The 24,559-nt window shown below is 44.7% G+C and carries 21 protein-coding genes; 2 read left to right on the top strand and 19 right to left on the bottom strand.

The genetic code is table 11. The features are described 5' to 3' along the window. Positions 1-68: 68 nt before the first annotated feature. The 13 genes from speA to MSP8886_RS10605 form a co-directional block, all read right to left on the bottom strand. Positions 69-1,964, bottom strand: coding sequence for a biosynthetic arginine decarboxylase (speA, locus tag MSP8886_RS10665; RefSeq protein WP_067016232.1), 1,896 nt, complete (start codon positions 1,962-1,964; stop codon positions 69-71). Positions 1,965-2,145: 181 nt separating this feature from the next. Next, positions 2,146-3,105: a lipoyl synthase gene (gene lipA, locus MSP8886_RS10660; protein ID WP_067016230.1), complete on the bottom strand. Its 960-nt coding sequence runs from the start codon at positions 3,103-3,105 to the stop codon at positions 2,146-2,148. Position 3,106: 1 nt separating this feature from the next. Next, positions 3,107-3,751: a lipoyl(octanoyl) transferase LipB gene (gene lipB / locus MSP8886_RS10655; protein ID WP_067016227.1), complete on the bottom strand. Its 645-nt coding sequence runs from the start codon at positions 3,749-3,751 to the stop codon at positions 3,107-3,109. Beyond that, on the bottom strand, positions 3,751-4,056 hold the full coding sequence (locus MSP8886_RS10650) for a YbeD family protein (protein ID WP_067016225.1): 306 nt from the start codon (positions 4,054-4,056) through the stop codon (positions 3,751-3,753). The genes lipB and MSP8886_RS10650 overlap by 1 nt, the downstream gene beginning before the upstream one ends. Before the next feature lie 25 nt (positions 4,057-4,081). Next, positions 4,082-5,230, bottom strand: coding sequence for a D-alanyl-D-alanine carboxypeptidase family protein (locus tag MSP8886_RS10645; protein ID WP_067016617.1), 1,149 nt, complete (start codon positions 5,228-5,230; stop codon positions 4,082-4,084). An 81-nt stretch (positions 5,231-5,311) separates the two neighbouring features. Next, on the bottom strand, positions 5,312-6,175 hold the full coding sequence (locus tag MSP8886_RS10640) for a septal ring lytic transglycosylase RlpA family protein (RefSeq protein WP_245659076.1): 864 nt from the start codon (positions 6,173-6,175) through the stop codon (positions 5,312-5,314). 46 nt (positions 6,176-6,221) lie between these two features. Continuing rightward, positions 6,222-7,292 carry a lytic murein transglycosylase B gene (gene mltB, locus MSP8886_RS10635; RefSeq protein ID WP_245659075.1) on the bottom strand — a complete coding sequence of 357 codons (1,071 nt, stop codon included), beginning with the start codon at positions 7,290-7,292 and terminating at the stop codon, positions 6,222-6,224. Then, positions 7,289-8,410: a rod shape-determining protein RodA gene (rodA, locus tag MSP8886_RS10630; RefSeq protein WP_067016220.1), complete on the bottom strand. Its 1,122-nt coding sequence runs from the start codon at positions 8,408-8,410 to the stop codon at positions 7,289-7,291. The genes mltB and rodA overlap by 4 nt, the downstream gene beginning before the upstream one ends. Next, positions 8,407-10,281, bottom strand: coding sequence for a penicillin-binding protein 2 (gene mrdA / locus MSP8886_RS10625; protein WP_067016218.1), 1,875 nt, complete (start codon positions 10,279-10,281; stop codon positions 8,407-8,409). Before mrdA ends, rodA begins: the two co-directional genes overlap by 4 nt. 11 nt (positions 10,282-10,292) lie before the next feature. After that, a complete protein-coding gene (gene rlmH / locus MSP8886_RS10620; protein ID WP_067016216.1) occupies positions 10,293-10,760 on the bottom strand; it encodes a 23S rRNA (pseudouridine(1915)-N(3))-methyltransferase RlmH in 468 nt (155 codons plus the stop codon). A 10-nt stretch (positions 10,761-10,770) separates the two neighbouring features. Next, positions 10,771-11,124 carry a ribosome silencing factor gene (gene rsfS, locus MSP8886_RS10615; RefSeq protein ID WP_067016214.1) on the bottom strand — a complete coding sequence of 118 codons (354 nt, stop codon included), beginning with the start codon at positions 11,122-11,124 and terminating at the stop codon, positions 10,771-10,773. A 14-nt stretch (positions 11,125-11,138) separates the two neighbouring features. Then, positions 11,139-11,822, bottom strand: a complete 684-nt coding sequence (gene nadD / locus MSP8886_RS10610) for a nicotinate-nucleotide adenylyltransferase (RefSeq protein WP_245659074.1) — start codon at positions 11,820-11,822, stop codon at positions 11,139-11,141. Further along, on the bottom strand, positions 11,812-13,071 hold the full coding sequence (locus tag MSP8886_RS10605; protein WP_067016212.1) for a glutamate-5-semialdehyde dehydrogenase: 1,260 nt from the start codon (positions 13,069-13,071) through the stop codon (positions 11,812-11,814). The genes nadD and MSP8886_RS10605 overlap by 11 nt, the downstream gene beginning before the upstream one ends. 130 nt (positions 13,072-13,201) lie before the next feature. Here MSP8886_RS10605 and tsaA point away from each other — a divergent pair, with 130 nt between their 5' ends. Together tsaA and MSP8886_RS10595 are read left to right on the top strand one after the other, a co-directional pair. Continuing rightward, on the top strand, positions 13,202-13,972 hold the full coding sequence (gene tsaA, locus MSP8886_RS10600; RefSeq protein WP_067016210.1) for a tRNA (N6-threonylcarbamoyladenosine(37)-N6)-methyltransferase TrmO: 771 nt from the start codon (positions 13,202-13,204) through the stop codon (positions 13,970-13,972). A gap of 46 nt (positions 13,973-14,018) precedes the next feature. Next, entirely contained in the window at positions 14,019-14,279 is a 261-nt protein-coding gene (locus MSP8886_RS10595; RefSeq protein WP_067016208.1) for a hypothetical protein, read from the top strand. A gap of 152 nt (positions 14,280-14,431) precedes the next feature. Here MSP8886_RS10595 and rpsA read toward each other — a convergent pair whose 3' ends face one another. The 6 genes from rpsA to gyrA all read right to left on the bottom strand — a co-directional run bounded on the left by rpsA (position 14,432) and on the right by gyrA (position 24,233). Next, on the bottom strand, positions 14,432-16,114 hold the full coding sequence (gene rpsA / locus MSP8886_RS10590) for a 30S ribosomal protein S1 (protein WP_067016207.1): 1,683 nt from the start codon (positions 16,112-16,114) through the stop codon (positions 14,432-14,434). 175 nt (positions 16,115-16,289) lie between these two features. Next, complete coding sequence (gene cmk, locus MSP8886_RS10585; protein WP_067016205.1) at positions 16,290-16,976, bottom strand: (d)CMP kinase; 687 nt, start codon at positions 16,974-16,976, stop codon at positions 16,290-16,292. Between the two features lie 19 nt (positions 16,977-16,995). Then, positions 16,996-19,203 (bottom strand): carboxyvinyltransferase, encoded by a 2,208-nt coding sequence (locus tag MSP8886_RS10580; protein ID WP_067016203.1) that lies wholly within the window; start codon positions 19,201-19,203, stop codon positions 16,996-16,998. Positions 19,204-19,258: 55 nt separating this feature from the next. Next, positions 19,259-20,380 carry a prephenate dehydratase gene (gene pheA / locus MSP8886_RS10575; protein ID WP_067016201.1) on the bottom strand — a complete coding sequence of 374 codons (1,122 nt, stop codon included), beginning with the start codon at positions 20,378-20,380 and terminating at the stop codon, positions 19,259-19,261. 2 nt (positions 20,381-20,382) lie between these two features. Further along, positions 20,383-21,465, bottom strand: a complete 1,083-nt coding sequence (gene serC / locus MSP8886_RS10570; protein ID WP_067016199.1) for a 3-phosphoserine/phosphohydroxythreonine transaminase — start codon at positions 21,463-21,465, stop codon at positions 20,383-20,385. A gap of 71 nt (positions 21,466-21,536) precedes the next feature. Continuing rightward, a complete protein-coding gene (gyrA, locus tag MSP8886_RS10565) occupies positions 21,537-24,233 on the bottom strand; it encodes a DNA gyrase subunit A (protein WP_067016197.1) in 2,697 nt (898 codons plus the stop codon). Positions 24,234-24,559: the final 326 nt, after the last annotated feature.

Here is a 24,559-nt window from a genome sequence, read left to right as displayed (position 1 = left end):
TTGGCAATGAAAGAAGCGAGCATGAGTATGTGCACATTTCTAATGGTATTAGTTAGCGACTTAAAACACTAGGCCAAATAGGTTGAACCTTGCAATACCTTTTCATAGATCTTAATCAGATTTTGCTGATCCTCATCAGACAGCGAACTGGCAGCGACTTTATCAGCGTATCTTGATGTTAATGCTTTTTCATCGTAGCTGACGTATTTCAATACATCCTGAACACTATCCCCCATCAAAACATGATCAATTCTAAAACCATCGTCGGTCAAATATACGTCTACCGATGGGGTATCTCCGAATAAATTATGTAGATCCCCTAAGGTTTCTTGATACGCTCCCACCAAGAAGAATCCCATTAAGTAATCATCGTCTTTTGGCGGGGGTGGCAACGGCAAAGAAGTCTCAATGCCTTGTCCATCGACATACTGATACAAACACCCATCAGAATCACAGGTAACATCCTGAATTTTCCCGCGGAAAGAGGGCGCTTGATCTAATCCCTGTAGCGGTAGCACGGGAAATAATTGATCAATCCCCCAAGCATCCGGCATGGACTGAAAGACAGACAAATTAACAAACAATTTTTCTGCCAAACGTTCATTTAGCTCGTCCATCACAGGACGATGACTACGGTTGCGATTATCCAACTTCGGTAATAAATTCCGACAGGCTGCAAGAAACAGATTCTCAGCTTGAGCGCGTTGTTCAAGATTTAACTGCCCATGATTATAAAGCGTCAGACTATCGTTAAAATCGTCCAACAAGTCATGGTAAATTTCCACTAAAGAACGAGTATCAACTTCATCGCCGCCCTTTAAGCTCTGGTAGCAACTCCACAGTCGTTGTATTTCCAATACCGCATCGTCATGGGGAGCTTCGATTGGTAAAAGTTCGGCGCCATAAGAAAAAACATCGGCAATCATCATGGCATGATGGGCGGTTACCGCACGACCAGATTCTGAAATCAAATTAGGGTGAGGTAAATCATATTGTTCACACACATTGTGGAACGCAAACACAACATTATTCGCATACTCACTGATACTGTAGTTCGCTGAATAGGCATTCTGACTACGTGTTCCTTCATAATCCACTCCCAAACCACCACCAACATCAACCCATTTCACTGGTACTCCCATCTGATGCAGTTCAGAATAGTAACGAGCACACTCTTTTAGACTGTTTTGAATATCACGAATGCGGGTAATTTGAGACCCTAGGTGGAAATGAATCAGCTCCAGACAATCCAATAATGCCAAATCCCGTAAACGATCAACAGCACGCAGCAATTGCGACGTAGTCAAACCAAATTTAGACTTCTCACCTCCACTGTTGCCCCAGTGAGTGGTACAAGTCGAGGCTAAACGGATACGAATACCAATACGGGGCTTCACTCCAATTTTATGGGCTTCTTCCAGAATCCAGTCCAACTCATGTAACTTTTCGACAACAATAAAAACCTGATGACCCATTTTTTCCGCCATCAAGGCAAGATGAATAAACTCTCGGTCTTTATACCCATTACATACAATGATGCCATTAGGATTTTGATGCATCGCCAGCACGGCCATCAATTCAGGCTTACTACCAGCTTCTAGCCCTACCGTGGAAGAGTTATCAGGTTGACAACCCGCAATTTCTTCTACCACACGGCGCTGTTGATTAACCTTAATAGGATAAACAATGGCGTAATTCGCTTGATAATCATAATACTCAATAGCCTGACAAAACGAATCAGTAATTTTTTCCACTCGAGAATGCAAAATATTGGGGAAACGAACTAAACAAGGGTAAGGAATCCCCTGACTTTTAAGTTGTTTCGATAGTTCAGTCAGATCGATACTCTTTTCTCGATCAGGTAATGCAATTGTGCGCCCCTCTTCATTAATTGAAAAAAAGCCCGCACTCCAATGATTAACGTTATAAAGCTCAAGAGAATCTTTCACTGACCAAGGCATCATTTTGCCTCCTACTAAATAAAATAAACCATGTAACGGTACCAAGCCTTAAGTCTTGACCAAACACAGTATTGTTGATAACTCATCAAACCAGCAAGCAGAGACCGGCTAGTTTGTACAAATAATAAAAAAGCGGAGTCAGGAACCCAATCCCAACACCGCTTCTTTGGCTCTTTAAAAAGACTTAGGACACGTGCTCACCATGAGCCTGCTTATCCGCATGATAAGATGAGCGCACGAGAGGCCCACAAGCCGCATGCTTAAAGCCTAGCTCTTTTGCTATTTCTTCATAACGTGCAAACTCTTCTGGTGGAACAAAACGTGCCATTGGGAAATGGTGCTTAGACGGTTGTAAATACTGACCAATTGTCAACATATCAACATGATGGGCACGCAAGTCTTTGAGCACTTCAACAATTTCTTCGAACGTCTCTCCCATCCCTACCATCAAGCCAGACTTAGTTGGTACATCAGGGCAACGTTCCTTGAATTTTTTCAATAAATCCAAAGACCATTGATAGTCAGAGCCTGGACGAACTTGACGATAAAGGCGAGGAATCGATTCCAAGTTGTGGTTAAACACATCTGGTGGAGCGATTTCGAGAATATCTAACGCTGCCTCCATCCGTCCTCGGAAATCCGGCACAAGAGTTTCGATCTCGATTGTAGGGCTTAACGCACGGGTCTCACGAATACAGTCAACAAAATGCTGAGCCCCACCATCACGCAGATCATCACGATCCACCGAGGTAATAACCACATACTTCAACTTCATATCACGGATGGCAATCGCTAATTCTTTCGGCTCATCCGGACTCAATGGGTTGGGACGGCCATGAGCCACATCGCAAAAAGGACAACGTCGAGTACAAATCTCCCCCATAATCATGAAGGTGGCAGTACCATTACTAAAACACTCACCCAAATTAGGGCAATTGGCCTCTTCACAGACAGACGCTAGCTTATGCTCCCGAAGTGTAGCCTTAATTCGGGCAATCTCAGGCGAAGCAGGCATACGTACACGTAGCCAGTCTGGCTTACGTGGAATCTCTTCAGTTGGGATAACTTTTACGGGGATACGCGCCATTTTATCAGCGCCACGGAGTTTCTCGCCCTGGACGACGCGTTTGCGTTCTGCAGTCATTCTATTTCCACCCTTTTTGGATCGTCGGATTGGCATATCCGAGCTGCCCAGCCAACGCATTAGCTAGCTGAGTTTTAACTTGTGAAAAATCAACATCATTAGTGAGACGGGCCATATCAACCATTTGCAACCCTTGATAGCCACAGGGGTTAATACGATTGAATGGTGTCAGATCCATATCGACATTCAGCGCCAAACCGTGAAAAGAACAACCCCTTCGAATCCGTAAACCGAGGGAGGCAATTTTCTTCTCATCAACATAAACGCCAGGCGCATCTGGCTTGGGGTAAGCCTCTATATCGTTATGACTTAATACATCAACAATGGCATTTTCAAGCGCACTCACCAATTCTCTAACACCTATTCCTAGGCGTTTGAGATCTATCATAACATAAATGACTAGCTGACCGGGTCCGTGATAAGTGACTTGGCCTCCTCTATCTACTTGAATAACTGGAATGTCACCAGGTGCTAACAAATGCTCTTGTTTACCGGCTTGTCCCTGAGTGAAAAGAGAAGGATGCTCTAACAACCAGAGCTCATCTTGATCTTCTTTGGTACGGACTTGGGTAAAGTGTTTCATCTTTTCCCAAGTGTCTTCGTAAGTAACGGTTCCTAGATCACGAGCAATCAGATCTTGATCCATTACATAACCATCTTAACAAATTCAATATCCATTAAATCAGAGTGAAGAGCAGATAACTGCTCTTCACCTGTTGCTAGAATACGAAAGCTATAACTAACGAAACGCCCCTTGCTAGAACGATTTATCCCAGTTGCCTTAGGATCTAACTCCGGTGCATGCACCTTCAATCGTTCAATAATTTCAGCATGTCCACCCTCAACGTCTATGGACACCACCTTGATAACATAGTTCTCACAAGGAAATTCAATTTTTGGCGCATCCACTGCATTGGCAGCTTGGTCACCATTTTTCGTAATTAAAGCCATTAATATTCCACTTGGCCGTTAGGGCCTAAAACAAATTCATAAAAAACAGTTTGACCTTATCAAACATACGTTTGAAGAAACCACCCTGCTTAACGGGTTCAAGAGCAACAACATTACGCTCAAGAATCTTATTACCGTCAGTACCTACGATAATTTTACCCAATACCTCACCCACCTTTATAGGGGCTTCAATCACAGGTTTCAACTGTAGTTTCGCAGGAATTGACTTAGCATCCTGACGCGGTAAAGTCACAAGCACATCGTCAGTAAAGCCAACTTTCACGCTATTTTTAGCGCCGCCCCAAACGGTGGCATTAGCAATAACCTGACCTTTACTATACAACTTGCGAGTTTGATAGTAACGGAAACCGTAATCCAATAGTTTTTGCGACTGATTCGCGCGTGCTTCATCGGTTTTCGTACCCATGACCACAGAAATCAAACGTGTGCCATTACGTAGAGCAGAAGCGGCTAAACAATACCCTGCGGCTTGGGTATGGCCTGTTTTCAAACCATCCACAGAAGGGTCACGCCATAATAGGCGGTTACGGTTTGGCTGACGGATGCCATTATAAGTGAAATATTTTTCTTTATAGAAATGATAATTCTGTGGGTAGTCATTAATGATCGCTCTGGCAACAATCGCAATATCGTGGGCGCTAGAGTAATGATCGGGTATAGGATAGCCTGTTGCATCAGAGAAGTGAGAGTCTTTCATACCGAGCAATTTAGCATGCTGATTCATCAAATCAACAAACGCAGACTCGCTACCGGCAACATGTTCTGCAATGGCAACAGTCGCATCGTTACCTGACTGCACAATCATTCCTTGAATCAAGGTTCTTAATGGTACGACACTGCCTTCACGAAGAAAGGTTCGAGACCCCCCCATACGCCAAGCTTTCTCACTAATTCTCACTTTATCGTCAAGTGAAATATCACCGCGAGCTAACTCATACTCAGTGACATACGCCGTCATTAGCTTTGTCAAACTGGCTGGTGGCAATTTCTCGTCAGCATTATGCTGAACAATGATATCACCCGTTTTAGCATCCATTAATATATAACTTTTAGCGGCTATTTCGGGCGGAGCAGGAATAAAAGTAGGTTCTGCGCGAAGTGCAGTGGCCGTTAAACCTAGAAATACGGATAAGAAAATTAGGAATCGCTTCATACTGTACAACATCGTCTCATTGGAAAAGTTTACAAATGATACTAGAGGCAATTTCGAATCTCTAGTACGCCAACACTGTCTTTACGGAATCAAAGCAACACGTATGGGTTTTGTAAAGCCTGCTTTCTGTAATTTTTTCTGCCACAAGACCAACGCATCATCGCTTGAATAAGGCCCTAAAAACACTTTAAACAACCCATCACTTTGCTTAATTATCGTTATTTTTATCTGTGTATCAAATACCTGTATCAGCCTATTTTTTAGACGTTCAGCCGCCTCTTTTGTTGAGAAAGCGCCTGCTTGTAAGTGATTAAAACTTAGGCTTTTCTTAACGGGTTGATGATGCTCTTTAGCATGCTCTGAAGCCAATACTATAGGGGGGTTAACTTCTTTTTTGGAAGTACCTGCTGTGTATAATCCTGGATGATAAGTAGCACCTTTAGGGACTGTAATGGCCTGAATACGCACATGCGCAAGCCCCTTTTTTTGAAACCCTAATCTCACCGCAGCAGCGTAAGATAAATCAATTAAACGGTTACCATGGAACGGCCCTCTGTCGTTCACTCGAACAATCACAGTACGACCATTTCCTAGGTTTGTTACCTTCAAATAAGTAGGTATTGGTAGGGTTTTATTAGCGGCTGAGAAGGCATACATATCATATTTTTCCCCATTTGATGTGGTATGACCATGAAACTTCAGACCATACCAAGACGCCGTCCCCTCTGCGACATAGCCCTTTGCCGATTTCATCACCCAATACTTCTTTCCCCAGACTTCATAAGGACTTTTATTACCTCCAGCACTTCTTGGTTCCCATTTAGGTACCAACTCTGGCAGATGATCTACTTTTACATCATGGTCTGGCGCTTTATCTTGCAAAATACTATAGCGACCCCCTCCAGATGCTCGGTCGTAATCAAGTGGCTTTGCAGAATTGCTCACACAGCCACTCAACGACAACAGCGAAAGCATGGAGAACACAAAGAGACTAGTCCGCGTCATTACTATCGATACTCTTTGCAAGTTCAAGCACCGCCATCGCATAACGTCTACTTGGATTGTAATCCATGATTGTGTAGAAATTTTCATAAGCCAACCAATAGGTTGTTTTATTCTCTGCCGTGCGCAATCCGATCAACCCCATTTTTTCAGGCAGAAATGGCTGGCTAGGCAAGACACCCAACTGAGACCATTCCACGGCGGTCTTCACCGGCTTACGTTGAAAATTCACCCACTCGGACACTTTATCAGCATTTCTTACCTGAGCTAAAATCAAGCAAGGCTTACCATATTCCCAACCATGGTGCTTCAGATAGTTTGCGACACTACCAATGGCATCGGCATCAGACTTCCAAAGATCCACATGTCCATCGCCATCAAAGTCTACGGCTAATTTTTGGTAATTAGTCGGCATAAACTGCACCATACCCATGGCACCGGAATAAGAGCCATCCGTTTCACCAATTTTCCAGCCTTCCTTGCGAGCAAGCAGCAAATAAGCTCTTAGCTCATCTTGAAAGTAGTCTTGACGACGGGGATAGTTAAACGCCAAGGTCGCTAAGGAGGTAAACACATCTTTCCCTCCTGTAATACGCCCGTAGTAGGTTTCAACGCCTATCAATGCAACAATAACATGCCAATCAACACCGTATTCTTTCTGCGCTTTTTGCAACCAATAACGATTTTTCTTGGCAAATGCCCGCCCTTCCCTAATACGCTTTTTGGTCAGAAAGTTTTTACGATATTCATAAAAAGGGGTGATCACCTCAGGCTGGTTATTGGACTTCGTAATAACCGTTTCACGGGGTTTAATACGCGAAAACGCCAACTCTAACGTTGCTTTGTTATAGTGATCTTCTCGCACCATCCGCTTAATAAATGCCTGTACTTCAGGGTCTGCGGCATAGGAGTCTTTATAAGAGTCTGGGGCATCTTCCAACAGCGTGTTACTGACCCCAAGTCGATTCCCTTCCTGTAATGTTTCTTTGCTTTGGCTCAGACTGCTACACCCAGACAGACCAAGCACTAGTAACATCCCTAATGCTAGTTTTATCATCATCTCGCTCTTTTATGTGTTTGCACTGACATCAGAATTCCAAAGGTCGCCATAATAGTAATAATAGACGTGCCTCCGTAACTCACGAGTGGCAAGGGTACCCCAACCACAGGCAAAATGCCTGAGACCATGCCAATATTTACAAAAACATAAACAAAAAACGTCAAAGTTAGACTACCTGCTAACAAACGCGCGTAATTATCTTCTGCATTAGCGGCAATGTATAAGCCACGAGAAATCACTAACAAGTAACCAAATAACAGCAGACAACAGCCAATCAAGCCAAACTCTTCAGCTAATACCGCGATAATAAAATCCGTATGGCTTTCAGGTAAAAAATTAAGTTGCGCTTGAGTACCTTCCATCCATCCTTTGCCATATAAGCCACCCGAGCCAATAGCGGTTTTTGACTGGATAATATTCCAGCCAGCACCTAATGGATCACTTTCGGGATCCAACAGCGTTAACACCCGTTGACGTTGGTAATCATGCATAAAATGCCATAGCACATAACCTGCAACAGGCGCCAAAACAGCGGCCCCCAGAATATAACGCCACCCAAGCCCCGCTAAAAACAAAACAAAAATCCCAGATACCGCCACAAGCAGGGCCGTTCCTAAATCAGGCTGTTTGGCAATCATCAAAACAGGCACAATAATCAAACCAAGTACCACTAAGACTTCGTTATACCTAGGCGGCAATTGTCGATCAGAAAAATACCAAGCAATCGTCATAGGCATAACGATTTTCATCAATTCAGAAGGTTGGAAACGCAGCCCTCCAGGTAACCCTAACCAACGTTGAGCTCCTTTAGCTCCAATACCAAACAGCAATACAGCAATTAATAACACCACAATAAAAGCAAATAATGCGGGAGACGCTCGGCGCATGTACTTTGGTGGGAGCTGGGCAAGCCCTAAACACACCCCCATTCCAATAATAAAGCGCACCCCTTGCCGCTCTACCATGCCGATATTTTCACCTGATGCCGAATACAGCACAATCAAACCGCCAGCCATCAATAACAACAAAGCACCGAGCAACAAGATATCCAGATGGATCAATTTCCATAGACGAGCATTAGTAAACGCCACCACCCTCTCAAAAAAACTATCTCTCACTTGCTATTACCTTTTAAATAGTCATAACGCTTGGGGTATTTTCCATCAATGTAAGCATCAAATAATTTTTTAGTTAATTCGGCAGGCTTTGCTGCACTACCACCGTTTTCAAATATCGCAAATATCGCAATTTTGGGTTTATCAATAGGTGCAAAAGCAATAAACAAAGCATGGTCATGTAATCGCTTAGCCAGTTTATTGGCTTCATATTTTTGACCATCTTGCAAACTGAACACCTGTCCGGTACCGGTTTTGCCTGCAATGGTATAATCCGTCCCCTGCAAGCGACGCCCCGTTCCTTTAGGATCCGTAATGACCTTATGCATGGCCGTGATAATTTTATTCCAATTGCTTTGATCCTTCAAAATCAGATTATGCACGCCACCTTTACCATCAAAGGTCGCTGGCTTATTGCCAATGTCTTTCACCATACGCGGGTAATAGTAATGTCCACGAGCCGCGATAATGGATACAGCCGTTGCCATTTGCATAGGCGTTGCCACCATATAACCCTGACCGATACCGACGTTCACAGAGTCGCCTGTATACCAAGGTTGATTGTATTTCGCTCTCTTCCATGCTTTAGAGGGCAAGATACCATCACTCGCACCATATAGATCCAGTAAATAGCTTTTGCCAAAACCAAATCGTGATAAAAAATCATGAATAGGAGTAATCCCCATCTTATCCGCTAATTGATAGAAATAGGTATCCACCGACTCAATAATGGCACGCTGAAGGTTAATCCAGCCATGTCCACCACGCTTCCAATCTCGGTACTTACGGCCACCAGGGTTAATTTGGTAATAGCCTTTAGCGAAATAACGTTCAGTCCATGAAGAATAGCCATACTGTAGGCCAGCTAATGCCATATAGGGCTTAATCGTCGAAGCCGGTGGATACCCCCCTCGTAATGCTCGATTAAACAAAGGCAGCCTTTTCGAATTACGCAGAGCAGCATAGTCTTTACTTGAAATGCCTCGGACAAATAAATTTGGATTAAATCCAGGCTTAGAGACGAGGGCTAAAATCCCCCCCGTATTAGGATCAATGGCAACGACAGAACCTTTATAGTTCCCTAGCAAGTCATAAGCATATTGCTGCAGCCGAGCATCTAAATACAAGTGGATGCTTTTACCCGGTACAGGCGGCGTCTTACCCAACTCTTCCATAATACGCCCGCGAGCATTGACTTCGACCTTACTAATACCAGGTTTACCAAACAGAACATGCTCATAATACCCTTCCACCCCTGTTTTACCGATGAAAAGAGCCCCTTGATAAGCTTGTTTATTAACTCGTTCTAGATCTTTTTCAGTGATGCGGCCAACATAGCCAATCGCATGAGCAAAGGCTTTGCCGTAAGGATAGTAACGGGTCAGTTGCGCCTCAACTTGCACACCATCTAATTTATATAAATCCACCGCGACTCTTGCCCACTGAGCATCCGTTAGCTGCGGTTTTAATGTGATAGGTTGATAGGGTCGACGATACTCTTTAAGCTTTTGCTCAAAGTCATGCCATTCATCTGGAGTGATGTTAATAACACCCGCAAGCTGTTTTTTTAACCAAGCAACACTTTTAATTCGCTCAGGAACAACCGTTAAACTGTGTATTGGCCGGTTATCAGCTAACACAACGCCATTGCGGTCATAAATCAAACCACGAGTGGGTGGAATAGAAAGCAATAATACTCGGTTATCATCAGCTTTGGTTTCATAAACCTTATGCTGAAGCACTTGCAAATAAAACAAACGCCCCAGCAAAACACTGACAAGAAGCAGTACAAAAACAGCTGAGGCGATAATACGATTTCGAGTAACCTGTCTCTCTTGACGATAATTACGAAAATTTTGATGTCGATGACTCACCTAACGCCCCTTTAGCGGTGGTATGGATGATTGTTCATCAAAGTCCAAGCACGATAAATCTGCTCGGCTAAAAGAATCCTTACCATTGGATGAGGCAATGTTAAACGAGACAACGACCATACTTGGTCGGCCCTCCCAGTGCACCTGGGATCCAAGCCATCAGGACCGCCGACGAGCAAACTCACATTATAGCCATCCATGCGCCATTGTTCTGTTTGACCAGCGAGCTGCTCCGTAGACCATTCTTTTCCCAACACTTCCAACGCGATAACCTTATCACCAGATGGAATCGCCTCAAGCATTGCGTCGCCTTCCTTACGAATCGCCTTGGAAATATCAGTATTTTTGCCACGCGGTGACATGGGAATTTCTAATAACTCTAGAGCAAAATCCTTAGGTAGACGTTTTGCATATTCGTCATACCCAGCTGTCACCCATTGGGGCATTTTATTGCCTACGGCAATCAGTCGAACGCGCATTACAGATGCCTTACATTACTTCTGGTTTGATATCCCATAACTTTTCAAGATCATAGAAAGATCGAGCTTCTTCTGTCATCACATGTACAACAACATCATGCAAATCAACTAAAACCCAATCACTTCCCATACCTCGACCTTCGGAACCAAGAGGCTGAAGTCCCTGTGACTTAAGATGCTCAAACACATTTTGTCCAAGTGCATTAACATGACGCTTAGAAGTACCGGTACAAATAACCATGTAATCCATCATGTCAGTATGATTCGCGACGTTCAACACAGTGATCTTGTCCCCTTTTACATCCTCTAACGCTTCGACTGCAAAAGCTAAGATTTGATCCGCTGTGAAGTTAGGTTGACTCATATTTTTACATTTTCCTATAGATATAAATTATTTTGCTTAATGTAGTTCTGTACTGGTTCGGGTAATAAATAGGCAATGGACTCTTGCTTTTTGCAAAGCGCCCTTATCATGCTAGAAGAGATCTCTAGAGACGGCAACATTTCGAACCAGACAAAACCTGAGGGCGCGCATTGTAACTCATGAGCTGAGGTGGCACGACAATTTTCGCAGAATGTCTGCAACTCTGAAATAAAATCAGGTTCCCACCCTGGACGGGACACCACCAGAAGGTGCGCATACTCAATTAGCGCCTGCCAATTATGCCAAGTTGGCAATGACAAAAAGCTGTCCATGCCCAATACCATAATAAGCGGTTCGTCCGGCCCAACCTCTTGACGAATTTCTTTTAAGGTATCAATCGAATAGCTCGGGCCTTTACGCAAAATCTCACGTGAGTCCACTAATAGCCGCTCATCACAAGAAATCGCTTTTTCAACCATATCAAGACGCTGCTGTGCGGTTACACTGGGTTGACCTTTATGCACAGGCTGATAGCAAGGAATCAGTCGTAAGGCTCTAAAAGCAAAGCGGTCCACAATTTCCACGGCTGCACGCAAATGACCATTATGGATGGGATCAAAAGTCCCCCCCATAATCGCGGTACCAGAAGGATGTTTTCTTTCTTTTAAGGATGAACGCGTCACTGAATTAATTATCACGGGTATGACCATCGCCCAATACAATGTATTTTTGGCTGGTTAGTCCCATCAAGCCCACAGGCCCACGTACGTGTATTTTATCCGTTGAGATACCAATTTCGGCACCAAGCCCATATTCAAACCCATCGGCAAATTGGGTTGATGCATTGACCATCACTGATGAAGAATCCACTCCTGCCATGAAAGCGCGAGTTTTGGTATAACTTCCGGAAACAATTGCATCCGTATGATGGGATCCATACTTATTGATGTGCAAAATAGCCTCATCAATGTCATCCACTAACTTAACGGATAACTTAGGCGCTAAATATTCCGTATACCAATCTTCTTCAGTGGCCGACGCTACAGACGACGAAATGGCTTGGGATGCATCACAACCAACTAATTCAACCCCTTTTTCTTGATAAGCAGAGACGAGGCGAGGCAGAATCTCTTTCGCCACCTGCTTATGAATAAGCAAAGACTCCATCGCACCACAGACACCGTAACGTCGAGTTTTAGCATTCATGCAGATAGTAAACGCCTTATCAAGATCCGCTTCATCATCAATATAAACATGACAATTACCATCAAGGTGTTTGATTACAGGAACCCGGGCATCCTGACTAATGCGCTTGATTAAGTTCTTGCCGCCACGAGGTACAATCACATCCACATATTCAGCCATCGTTATGAGCTTACCAACGGCATCACGGTCTACCGTATTTAGCACCTGCACGGCTTCTTCTGGTAAACCCGATTTTTTTAGCCCCATACTCACAGCTTGCGCAATCGCTTGATTAGAATGAAAGGCTTCCGACCCCCCTCGCAAAATGGTCGCATTACCAGACTTCAAACATAAACTTGCCGCATCAATCGTCACATTAGGGCGTGACTCATAAATAATGCCAATGACCCCTAAAGGTACACGCATTTTACCAACCTGAATGCCTGATGGCCGATACACCATATCCGTTATTTCGCCGACAGGATCAGGGAGCGTCGCTACTTGTTTAAGCCCTTCAATCATGCCATCAATACGAGCGTCGTTTAGCAGCAGCCGATCCAATAAGGCTGCATCAATCCCTTTTTCTTGACCGTTAGCCATGTCTTTAGCGTTCTCTTCGATCAATCGAGGTCGTGCTTCTTCCAGCGCCTTTGCCATGGCGAGCAAAGCGTCATTTTTTTGAGCTGTGGAAGCTTTAGCAAGAAGGCGAGAAGCAGCCCTCGCTTGCTGACCAATTTGATTCATATAAGATTCTAAAGACATTATTTGAACTCTAATCAAGTAAACAGAAAATGAAAACCGCAAAAGTATCGCTGTCGGCTTAACCTTGACAGTATACTATCATAATATTTTTATTGATTTTGCTCAGAATTAAGAGAAAAAGGAAACCAAATTGTCTTCATTTCGTAATTTCACCTTTTCTATCATCGGGATTGCTCATTCTTGTTATAAAGAAAAATTTGGTATTCCTCGTCAACCTGGACTCGTCACAGAAGCCACCGCCCGTATTGAGCTGATAGCACCCTATAATCGACTTGACACACTAGAGGGGCTGGAACAGTTTTCTCATATCTGGGTACAGTTTGTTTTTCATGCTTGTATAAATGAAAAATGGAAAGCAAAAGTTCGCCCTCCTAGGCTTGGAGGCAAAGAAAAACTGGGCGTGTTTGCCACCCGCGCAACCCATAGACCGAACCCAATAGGTCTATCTGTAATTAAACTGGGCAAAATTTATCAAGAAGAGAAAAAAGTCTTTATTGATTTACACGGTGCTGACCTACTAGACGGCACTCCCATTATCGATATAAAACCTTACCTCCCATACGCAGATAGCATCCCTAACGCACAAGGTGGATTTGCCCCATCCCCCTCCCCCGTGATGGACGTACACTTTTCACCACTCGCAAACCAACAATGTGAAGATTATAAAGCATTGCATAATCGAGACATTGCCACTTTAATTAAACAAATTGTCCAACAAGACCCCCGCCCCTCTTATCTGGCAGGGCAAATAGATCGAGAACACGGTACAAGCATTTGGGATATCAACGTGAAATGGTGCGCTCGTCATGATCACATGGAAATCCTCTACCTAGAGACCATGGACACACACCAAGAGGACAACAGAAAAAGAGAAAATACTCACGTTGATATTTCATCATAAATAAAAGATAGCCTTACAACTGATTGCAAGACGAGCGGAGAGAGCTATGAACAAGAAAGACTTCTTAAAAACTTATAACACAATCAACAAGATGAACCTCTCGACAGACGCTAAATCTGACTCTTCTTCCAAAGAGCCAAAACTGTATCGCTCAGAACAAGATGAAAAACTGATCAAAGACATGCACTACGCCAAATTTCAAAAAAACTTACACAAAACCCAACAGAGTGATGAATTTAAAACGCTAATCGAAAAGGAAGAATGGGACGAGCAAGACATGCAAAAACTGCTTGCTAGTCTACGCTAACCTAGCCAAGAAACAGACTATACCCATAGTTATCCACATGTTTTGTGTATAGTTTTCCTGTCAATGTGTTAACGCAAAATTGACAAAAATTTTTGATAAAAAAAACGGGCCGAAGCCCGTTTTTATTCACTAAGATTTAGATAATTAAAATCTTAGTTTTGGTTTTCTAGTTGTGCTTTGATCAAATCACCGATAGTGGTTGGACCATTAGCTTCAACTTGTTGCTTCTCTGAATGAGACTTAAGCGCTGCTTTCTCTTCAGTAGCATCTTTCTGTTTGATAGAAATTGCAATAGTACGAGCTTTACGGTCAACATTGATGATCGCAGCCTCTACTTTATCGCCTTCTTTCAACGCAGTTGTTGCATCTTCAACACGCTCACGGCTGATTTCAGATACTTTCAACGTTGCTTCAACGCCGTCAGCTAGAGTAACAACAGCACCTTTCGCATCAACAGATGCAACAGTACCATTGACGATAGCACCTTTGTCGTTTTCAGCAACGAAACCAACAAATGGATCTTCTTCTAGCTGTTTAACGCCAAGAGAGATACGCTCGCGTTCAGCATCGATAGACAATACAACAGTTTCAAGCACATCGCCTTTCTTGTATTGACGAACCGCTTCTTCACCCGCTTCATCCCAAGATAGATCAGATAGGTGAACAAGACCATCGATACCGCCATCAAGACCAATGAACACACCAAAGTCAGTGATAGACTTGATTGCGCCAGAGATTTTGTCGCCTTTGTTGAAAGACGTAGCAAATTCTTCCCATGGGTTCATAGTGCACTGTTTGATACCCAAAGAGATACGACGACGTTCTTCATCGATATCAAGGATCATAACTTCTACTTCATCACCGATCTGAACGACTTTAGATGGGTGAATGTTTTTGTTAGTCCAATCCATTTCAGATACGTGAACAAGACCTTCTACACCTTCTTCAAGTTCAGCGAAGCAGCCGTAATCAGTCAAGTTAGTTACTTTAGCAGTAACTTTAGTGCCTTCTGGGTAACGAGCTTTGATAGCAACCCATGGATCTTCACCCAATTGCTTAAGACCTAAAGACACACGGTTACGCTCGCGGTCAAACTTAAGGACTTTAACATCGATTTCATCGCCAACAGCAATGATTTCGCTTGGGTGCTTAATGCGTTTCCAAGCCATATCAGTGATGTGTAGAAGACCATCAACACCACCAAGATCAACGAACGCACCGTAATCTGTAAGGTTCTTAACGATACCTTTAACTTCTTGACCTTCCTCAAGAGAAGCAAGAAGTGTTTCACGCTCAGCGCTGTTAGTCGCTTCCATAACGGCACGACGAGAAACAACAACGTTGTTACGTTTTTGATCAAGCTTGATAAGTTTGAACTCTAGATCCACACCTTCCAAGTGAGACGTATCGCGGATTGGGCGAACATCTACCAAAGAACCTGGTAGGAAAGCACGGATATTAGCGATATCAACAGTGAAGCCACCTTTAACTTTACCATTGATAACACCATTGACGATGGCACCTTCTTCGTAAGCTTTTTCAAGAACAGCCCACGTTTCAGCACGTTTCGCTTTTTCACGAGACAATTTAGTCTCACCGAAACCATCTTCAACAGCATCTAGTGCAACTTTAACTTCGTCACCGATGTTAAGGTTGAACTCACCACTTTCCGTTAGGAACTGAGAACGAGGAATTACGCCTTCAGATTTAAGACCTGCATGAACAGTTACCCACTCGCTGTCGATATCAACAACAATACCAGTAACAATTGAGCCTGGCGCCATTTCGACGCTTTTTAGGCTTTCTTCAAACAGTTCTGCGAAGCTTTGAGTCATTGTATTTCCTATATAGTCGGCTAAGAAACCCTAGCCTTATCCGTACCACCAGCAAATACGGGTCAATTTTTAAGAATGTTGCGATAAGAGTATGCTGGTCTCTTATCGACTTGTATAAAATCCAATCTATTCTAGCACACTCTTGTAAAAAACAGTACACGCACAAAAGAACGGGCTATACGAGACCTGCTTTTACTAATTCAGCAAAAACCATCTCGACAACCTGTTCTATTGTTAGTTCTGTGCTATCAATTACTAAAGCGCCAGCAGCTGGCACTAGAGGCGCAATGGCTCTGTTGGCATCACGCTCATCTCTTTCTTTAATCGACTGAACCAATTCGCTAAGATTAACAGTTTCACCTTTTTGCTGCAATTGCTGTAAACGCCTGTGTGCTCGCTCTTCGGCTGACGCTGTCAAAAAAATCTTAATAGGAGCATTAGGAAAAACAACCGTCCCCATATCACGCCCATCAGCCACCAAGCCTGGCGCTTGAGCAAACGCACGCTGACGTAATAGCAGACCTTCTCTTACTTCCGGAATGGCTGCCAATTTTGAAGCATTATGCCCGACTTCTTCTGTTCGAATTGCCTGAGTGACGACCTCACCCTCCAACACAATCTCAACTTTTCCTTCATCATTTCCTTGCTGGAATTGGATATCAAGGTGTTCAGCCAACACTTTTAACGTATCGACCTCATCTACAGACATTCCATGATGGGAAACAGCCAACGCCAACAATCGATACAAGGCACCACTATCAAGCAAATGCCATCCCAGCTTCTCTGCGACTAACTGGCTAACAGTCCCTTTGCCAGCACCACTTGGACCGTCAATCGCGATGACTGGGGCTTGATTAATCATAAAGCTTCCTCTTTCAATACTATTGAGCAACAGCACAGTGAAAACCCACTCGCACTGCTACCTCTTGTAATTCTGTAAACTCGTTTAATAATTTTTGACAATCATCGACTTTTGTTGGTCCAGAGCCTCGCACTGCAATGGCTAGCATCGCTAGCGCAAGATGATAATCACCGGCACAATCCATTTCGCCGCCAGCAGGAAAACCACCAACAATTTTCAAGTGTCCTGAATGGTATTCACATCCAACACCCACTTGCACAAGCGCATCCACTAAATATTGCACCCTATCTTCATCATAGTAAGGCAATAAATTGATCCCCTCGAGAATACTGACGCCATTAGAACAGGCTGCCGCAACACATAACAAAGGCAACATATCGCGTACTTCATACACCTGCTCTGCATTGAGCACCAAAGGAGAGAGTTGGGCAAAGGAGACAATCAACTCCGCAACCTCAAAGCCCCCTTCTTTTCCTTGCTGTACAGAAAAGTTCGCCCCTGCCGACTTTAGTAACGGCCAGTAAGCCTTTGATAGTCGCTCGCAAAATACATTTTTCAACGTTAACTTTGACCCGGGAGACAAGCTAGCCAATAGCATCCACCAAGCGGCTTTCATGCCATCGCCAGGTAATGTGATATCATTCCCCTTTGGCGGCAAACCAGAAAGCGCAACACCCCCCTCTTGCCCCTCTAAGCGAATGAAAAAGCTCGCAAATACATCTCGATTCACTTCTAACGTCGAGCCGCCTTGCAGCCTAGCCCCTTCGGGTAAAAAAAGTAACGCTAACAAGGCCGTTGTATCTAATAATTCTGCACCATATGGAACAACTAACACCTTGCCCTCTAAGGCACTTGGCTCAAGTGCGACAGGCAAACAGTCAGCTGCACTCGGCGTCAAACGACTCCCCATAGAATGCACTAAGTCAAACAAATTCCCCATAGGGCGATTAAGCAATACTCCCTCAGCAATCACCTTAGAAGAGAAAGTCTGAGCCGCCAAAACAGGTAGTAAAAGGTGTAAACTCATGATCGACTCATGAACATTAATCGGTGCAATCGGGGCCTTTAACCCCCGCAGACCCACACCGTGAATGCGCAATTGATTTGCTGCCACCTGCTCAATAACCACCCCCATATCCCGAAAGGCTTGCAAGGTAATTAAAACATCGCCACTCAAATCAACATTACGTAATACACTAATTCCCTCTGACAGGCAGGCTAGGGTAATCGCCTTATGTGACAAAAATTTGTCACCCAGCAAAGAAATCTCACCCTTTATCGAAGAGACAGGCGAGACACGGAGCGAAATGGGCTTTATTTCTTTTGCCTGCCCAGAAGTTCGGTGCTCCAGCAAACGCAAAAAGTGATCTCTGGCAGACTTAGCCCGCGTAAATACGCCAAACATACCCGCCCCATCACCTTGTTCTACGGCTTCTCGCATCACGGCTAAACGTTCGGTAAAATGATCCAACGTCGCTAACGTCGCTTTCTTATTTGAAAGAAACACATCACGCCACATGACAGGGTCACTCGAAGCGATGCGTGTAAAGTCACGAAAACCACCCGCTGCGAACTTAAACACGTCTTGGCTACGATCGCTGTTTGCTAATGCATCAACCAAAGTATAAGCTAGGAGATGGGGTAAATGACTCGAGGAGGCAAGAACATAATCGTGGTGCTCCACATCCATGCTCACAACATCTGCACCAATAGCCATCCATAATTGATGCAAGCGATCTACCAGCACGGGATTACTGACAGGCAGAGGCGTTACAATCGCCATGTGATTTTCAAACAAATGTGAATTTGCCGCTAACACCCCACTTTTTTCCGCACCAGCAATCGGATGCCCAGGAATAAAGTTTGCTGGCATATCACCGAAGACCTGCTTAGCAGCCTCAACAACACTACCCTTTGTCGACCCTACATCCGTCAACAAGGTGGTAGGTTTTAGATAGGGCTTTATTTCAGACAGGACTGACTCCATCGCCCTCACAGGCGTAGCCAGCACGATGACATCCATCTTTGCAATAAATTCTGATGAAAGCATAGCCGGATGATCAATGACCCCCGAAGAAACACCAAGCACCAATTCAGACTCACGTCTATCAGCGCCATACAAAGTTGCCAAGCCTCGCTCCTTCAGGGCCTTAGCAAAAGAACCGCCAATCATGCCGAGACCAACAACCAACACATTCCCAAACAAGGGAACTTCTTTTTTATCCATATCCAACACGCTTATAAGACCCTTATACCTAACGGTATTCGCCACATTATCAAGCTCACAGCACAGCCACCGGATAAGACCCCAACACCCTTACTTCCGAGGCCCTAGCCTTTAACTCCTCAATCACAGACTGGCAAGCTTTATCTTGATGATGACCAACAAAGTCGATATAAAAAACATAATCCCAGCGACTCACAAGGGATGGTCGCGTTTCAAGCCGTGTCATGTCGACACCATTACGGTCAAAAGCGGCCAACAAATGGTACAAAGCACCGGGTTCATTTTTTGCGCTGATAAGTAAAGACGTTTTATCACAGCCACTTGGCTCAACATCCTGCTTACCTACCACCAGAAAGCGCGTGGTATTATCTGGTCGATCTTCTATATTCGCCGAGACTTTTACCAATCCATAAAGCTCACAGGCAATGTCACCTGCAATCGCCGCAATCGCTTTCGCTGACATTCCCGCTTCCGAGACAAGGCGTGCCGCCTCGGCATTAGACGAGACAGCAATACGCTCAGCATGAGGCCAGTATCGATCCAACCAAGCGCGACATTGCGCCAATGACTGTTGATGAGAGTAAATGTGCGTCACATCAGCAGGATCAATATTCGGGCTCACCAACAGATGGTGATGAATACGCTCTTCAACTTCCCCGCAAATTTTTAAGTGGGTATCACGAAAACTGTCTAATGTATGATTCACAACGCCTTCAGTGGAATTCTCAACGGGCACCACACCATAATGCGCCGCCCCAGACTCTACCTCGCGAAACACCTCATCGATGGCCGCCATAGGAGAGCTGATAATGGAGGCACCAAAATGTTTTAATGCGGCTTGTTGAGTAAATGTTCCCTCAGGCCCCAGAAAAGCAATACGCATTGGCCTCTCAAGCGCCAAACACGAGGACATAATTTGGCGAAAGATCTTCGCCATTTCTTCGTGACCAAGTGGCCCTTCATTGCGCTCCATCACACGGCGTAATACTTGCGCCTCGCGTTCAGGACGATAAAACACCACCGCCTCTTCGCCTTGCTCATGAAGTTTCACTTCCGCCACTTTCTGAGCACAACGCGCACGCTCATTAATCAGTGCTTGAATTTGCGAATCTATCGCGTCGATACGGTCTCGCAACAATGGCAAGGTATCTGGGATGGTTTGAATAGAATCTGACATTATTATTTACCGTAACGCCCTTCAAAATCGCGCATAAAACCAATCAGAGCCTGCACACCTTCCATCGGCATGGCATTATAGATACTGGCACGCATACCACCAACAGAACGATGGCCCTCTAATGTTCGTAAACCTGCCGCTTTAGATTCTTCTAGGAATGTCGCTTCCAAAGATTCATCAGCCAATGTGAATGGCACGTTCATCCGAGAGCGATAGCGTGGATCTATGGGGTTAGCGTAGAAATCACTGCCATCAATTGCGGCATACAATGCATTGGCTTTGGCAATATTTTGTTGCTCAATCGCAGCAACACCACCTTGAGCCTCTAACCATTCAAACACCAAATCCGCCAAGTAAATGGCAAACGTTGGTGGAGTATTAATCATGGAGTCATTGGCAGCAAGGGTGGCAAAATTCCAAACGGTCGGTAATGTGTCAGAGCTACGGGCAAGCAAGTCTTTACGAACAATACAAATCACGACACCAGCTGGGCCTACGTTTTTCTGCGCGCCTGCGTAGATCATACCGTACCGGCTCACATCTATCTGGCGAGACAAAATGGTTGAAGATAAATCAGCCACAATCGGCAAAGACGTGTCTGGCAAATCCGCAAACTCTAAACCACCAATCGTTTCATTAGGACAAAGGTGCAAGTAAGCCGCGCTATCATCCAAATTCAGCGTCGCGAAGTCTGGCACAGTATGATAGCTCTGCTCTTTAGAAGATCCCGCTAAAACGACGTTGGTATATTTCTTTGCTTCCTTGATAGCCTTGGACGACCAAGCCCCTGTATCTAGATAGCAAGCAGAGTTAAAGCCATGGGTAAGGTTGGCAGGAATCTGAGCAAATAGCGTCGATGCGCCACCTTGTGCAAACAAAATTTCATAGTCGTCGCTAATATTCATCAAACGCGACAAACGCGCTTTAGCCGATGCTAAGATTGACTTAAATTCGGAACTACGATGACTCATTTCCATCACAGACACACCAGCACCGTGCCAATCTAATAACTCAGACTGTGCTTTTTCAAGAACCGCTTCAGGAAGCGCTGCTGGACCAGAACAAAAATTGTATACTCGGCTCATCCCGCTTATTACCTCTAAAAAAATCAGGACTTATAACAGAAAAACGACGCACCTAAGTGCGCCGTTGCTTTTTACTCTGCACCGTCTTCCTGGGCATCAGGGTCTAGAGCTGCTGGCTCCTCACCATCACCCTCAGGCGCATCTTCATCTTTTGGTTCGACATCAGCAGGCGCATCGTCGCTAGGAAGGTCACTCTCATCGTCTTCAACCACACGAACTACACCCACTAGATGCTCGTCATTGGTTAATCGAATCAGGGTCACCCCTTGCGTATTTCGCCCTTGACAAGACACTTCAGAAACACGAGTACGAACCAGCGTCCCTTGATCAGTAATCAAGATAATTTCATCCGTTTCATCGACCTGAGTAGCGCCAACAACTGGACCATTTCGCTCAGACACCTGAATGCCAATAACCCCCTGACCACCACGACCATAAACAGGGAAATCATCAATCATAGTACGTTTACCATAACCGTTCTCACAGGCCATCAAAACCGCTGTGCCCTGCTGAGGAACGATCAAAGAAACCACTTTGGCACTTTCTGCCAAACGGATACCGCGAACACCAGCTGCAGTACGCCCCATGGCACGCACATCCCCTTCATTGAAGCGGATCGTCTTACCAGAACTAGACACCAACATAATGTCATCGTTACCACTGGTTTGAGCCACACCGACCAAAGCGTCCGTTTCATCCAAACTCAAAGCAATCAGCCCCGTTGAGCGTGGACGGGCAAAATGCTCCATCGCCGTTTTCTTAACCGTACCATTCGCTGTTGCCATAAAGATGTAGCTGCTTGCCTCTTGGGTAGCCTCTTCATCATCCGCTTCAGAGTCGCTTTTTTCTGGTGCGGTTAACGGCAATAAGGCCGAAATATACTCACCTTCTGCCAATGGCAATAGGTTTACGATAGGACGCCCCTTAGAATTACGGCTAGCAACTGGAATTTCAAATACACGCAGCCAATACACCTTGCCAAAATTAGTAAAGAGCATCACGGTATCATGACTGCTGGTTACCAACAGATGGCTAATATGATCTTCGTCCTTCATCGCAGACGCCGACTTACCACGACCACCACGACGCTGAGCTTTATATTCTTCTAACGGTTGAGATTTTGCATAACCCGTATCCGAAATCGTAACGACCATAGGCGCCTCATCGATCAGATCGGCAATGGTCAAATCTTGGCGAGAAGTCAAAATTTCGGTACGGCGAACGTCACCAAAACTGTCTCGAACCTCTTCTAACTCTTCACGAATAACTTCCATCAAACGGTCAGGATTAGACAAGATATACAGCAACTCGGCAATCACGTCGATTAAAGAGCGATACTCTCCCATCAACTTCTCATGCTCAAGCCCTGTCAAACGATGCAAGCGCAGGTCGAGAATAGCTTGCGCCTGCTCAGGAGAAAGGTGATAAATGCCATCCACAAAACCATAGCGCTCATCCAAATCATCTGGACGGCAGGCATCCGATCCAGCGCGCTCTAACATTGCAACCACATCACCTGGCTGCCAAGCTTCTGTCACCAATTTTTCTTTTGCTTCTGCAGAAGATGGCGAGGTACGAATCAGCTCAATAACACGATCAATGTTTGCCAGAGCAACCGCAAGCCCTTCGAGGATATGACCACGTTCACGGGCTTTGCGAAGCTCGTAAATCGTACGGCGAGTCACCACTTCACGGCGATGTTTAACAAAACACTCAAGGATTTGCTTGAGATTCAATAACTGCGGGCGACCATCAACCAAGGCCACCATATTAATACCAAACACTGACTGCAGCTGAGTTTGGGTAAAGATATTATTGACTACAACATCGGGGTTTTCACCACGACGCAGTTCCACAACGATGCGCATGCCCTCTTTATCAGACTCATCACGCAGTTCACTAATACCTTCCAGCTTTTTATCTTTCACAAGCTCTGCAATTTTCTCAATCACTTTCGCTTTGTTAAGCTGATAAGGAATTTCTGTAAACACAATCGATTGGCGATTGCCTTTTTCCATGTCTTCAATATGATGACGGGCACGCATATAAATACGTCCACGGCCCGTTTTATAAGCCTCGACAATACCAGCACGGCCATTGATAAAGGCAGCCGTTGGAAAATCAGGCCCTGGAATATGCTCCATCAACTCTTCAATAGTGACCTCAGCGTTATCAATTAACGCCAAACAACCATCGATCACTTCACCTAAATTGTGCGGAGGAATGTTTGTTGCCATCCCAACCGCGATCCCTGCAGAACCATTGACCAACAAACCGGGTACACGAGATGGCAAAACAGACGGCATAAATTCAGTGCCATCATAGTTAGGCACAAAATCAACCGTTTCTTTCTCTAAGTCCATCAACAAATGATGAGAGATTTTCTCCATGCGGATTTCTGTGTAACGCATGGCGGCCGCACTGTCACCATCCACCGAACCGAAGTTACCTTGACCGTCAATCAAGGTGTAACGCATTGAGAAAGGCTGCGCCATACGAACAATCGTGTCGTACACCGCCACATCGCCATGCGGATGGTATTTACCGATGACATCACCGACAATACGTGCCGATTTTTTGTAAGCTTTATTCCAATCGTTCTTCAGCTCATTCATGGCAAACAAGACACGACGGTGGACAGGCTTAAGCCCATCACGCACATCCGGTAATGCTCGCCCAACGATTACGCTCATCGCATAATCAAGGTAGGAACCCTTTAGTTCATTTTCGATACTGACGGGAATAATTTCTTTGGCTAATTCACCCATAGATACAACCGATCCTTATGCCTCGGAGTCTGACAGACGCCCTAATATCTTTTTATAAGCGCAGTATTGTACCATAAGGAATTAAATAAGACCTCTGCGGTGTCATGTTTTGTTCATCATTTATCAAGTAAAAAAGACCGCCTCTATCCCTTATTTTTTATTGACCCCCATCACATATCGCACACGCCCCATAGCAAATCTCCCTTACCTTTCTATAGTTCCACTTTTTAACCTTGGTCAGCTTACAGGTTGTCGTTATAATGAAAGTACACATAAGTCATTTACATTTAGCTCAGACTAAGAAGATATCGGACTCTATTGCTTTA

The organism is Marinomonas spartinae, assembly GCF_900089775.1.
Taxonomy (GTDB): Bacteria; Pseudomonadota; Gammaproteobacteria; order Pseudomonadales; family Marinomonadaceae; genus Marinomonas; species Marinomonas spartinae.
The sequence above is the reverse complement of the archived record's forward strand: the minus strand, read 5'-3'. Positions and strand labels throughout refer to the sequence as shown.

Excerpts from the sequence above, each read along its gene's own strand:
- mltB (WP_245659075.1), bottom strand. The coding sequence starts at position 7,292 with ATGATGATAAAACTAGCATTAGGGATGTTACTAGTGCTTGGTCTGTCT.
- pheA (WP_067016201.1), bottom strand. The coding sequence starts at position 20,380 with ATGTCAGATTCTATTCAAACCATCCCAGATACCTTGCCATTGTTGCGA.
- serC (WP_067016199.1), bottom strand. The coding sequence starts at position 21,465 with ATGAGCCGAGTATACAATTTTTGTTCTGGTCCAGCAGCGCTTCCTGAA.
- rpsA (WP_067016207.1), bottom strand. The coding sequence starts at position 16,114 with ATGACTCAAAGCTTCGCAGAACTGTTTGAAGAAAGCCTAAAAAGCGTC.
- MSP8886_RS10650 (WP_067016225.1), bottom strand. The coding sequence starts at position 4,056 with ATGGCTTTAATTACGAAAAATGGTGACCAAGCTGCCAATGCAGTGGAT.
- lipA (WP_067016230.1), bottom strand. The coding sequence starts at position 3,105 with ATGACTGCAGAACGCAAACGCGTCGTCCAGGGCGAGAAACTCCGTGGC.
- MSP8886_RS10580 (WP_067016203.1), bottom strand. The coding sequence starts at position 19,203 with ATGGATAAAAAAGAAGTTCCCTTGTTTGGGAATGTGTTGGTTGTTGGT.
- rsfS (WP_067016214.1), bottom strand. The coding sequence starts at position 11,124 with ATGAGTCAACCTAACTTCACAGCGGATCAAATCTTAGCTTTTGCAGTC.
- rlmH (WP_067016216.1), bottom strand. The coding sequence starts at position 10,760 with ATGCGCGTTCGACTGATTGCCGTAGGCAATAAAATGCCCCAATGGGTG.
- MSP8886_RS10605 (WP_067016212.1), bottom strand. The coding sequence starts at position 13,071 with ATGTCTTTAGAATCTTATATGAATCAAATTGGTCAGCAAGCGAGGGCT.
- lipB (WP_067016227.1), bottom strand. The coding sequence starts at position 3,751 with ATGGATCAAGATCTGATTGCTCGTGATCTAGGAACCGTTACTTACGAA.
- cmk (WP_067016205.1), bottom strand. The coding sequence starts at position 16,976 with ATGATTAATCAAGCCCCAGTCATCGCGATTGACGGTCCAAGTGGTGCT.
- MSP8886_RS10645 (WP_067016617.1), bottom strand. The coding sequence starts at position 5,230 with ATGAAGCGATTCCTAATTTTCTTATCCGTATTTCTAGGTTTAACGGCC.
- gyrA (WP_067016197.1), bottom strand. The coding sequence starts at position 24,233 with ATGGGTGAATTAGCCAAAGAAATTATTCCCGTCAGTATCGAAAATGAA.
- speA (WP_067016232.1), bottom strand. The coding sequence starts at position 1,964 with ATGATGCCTTGGTCAGTGAAAGATTCTCTTGAGCTTTATAACGTTAAT.
- MSP8886_RS10595 (WP_067016208.1), top strand. The coding sequence starts at position 14,019 with ATGAACAAGAAAGACTTCTTAAAAACTTATAACACAATCAACAAGATG.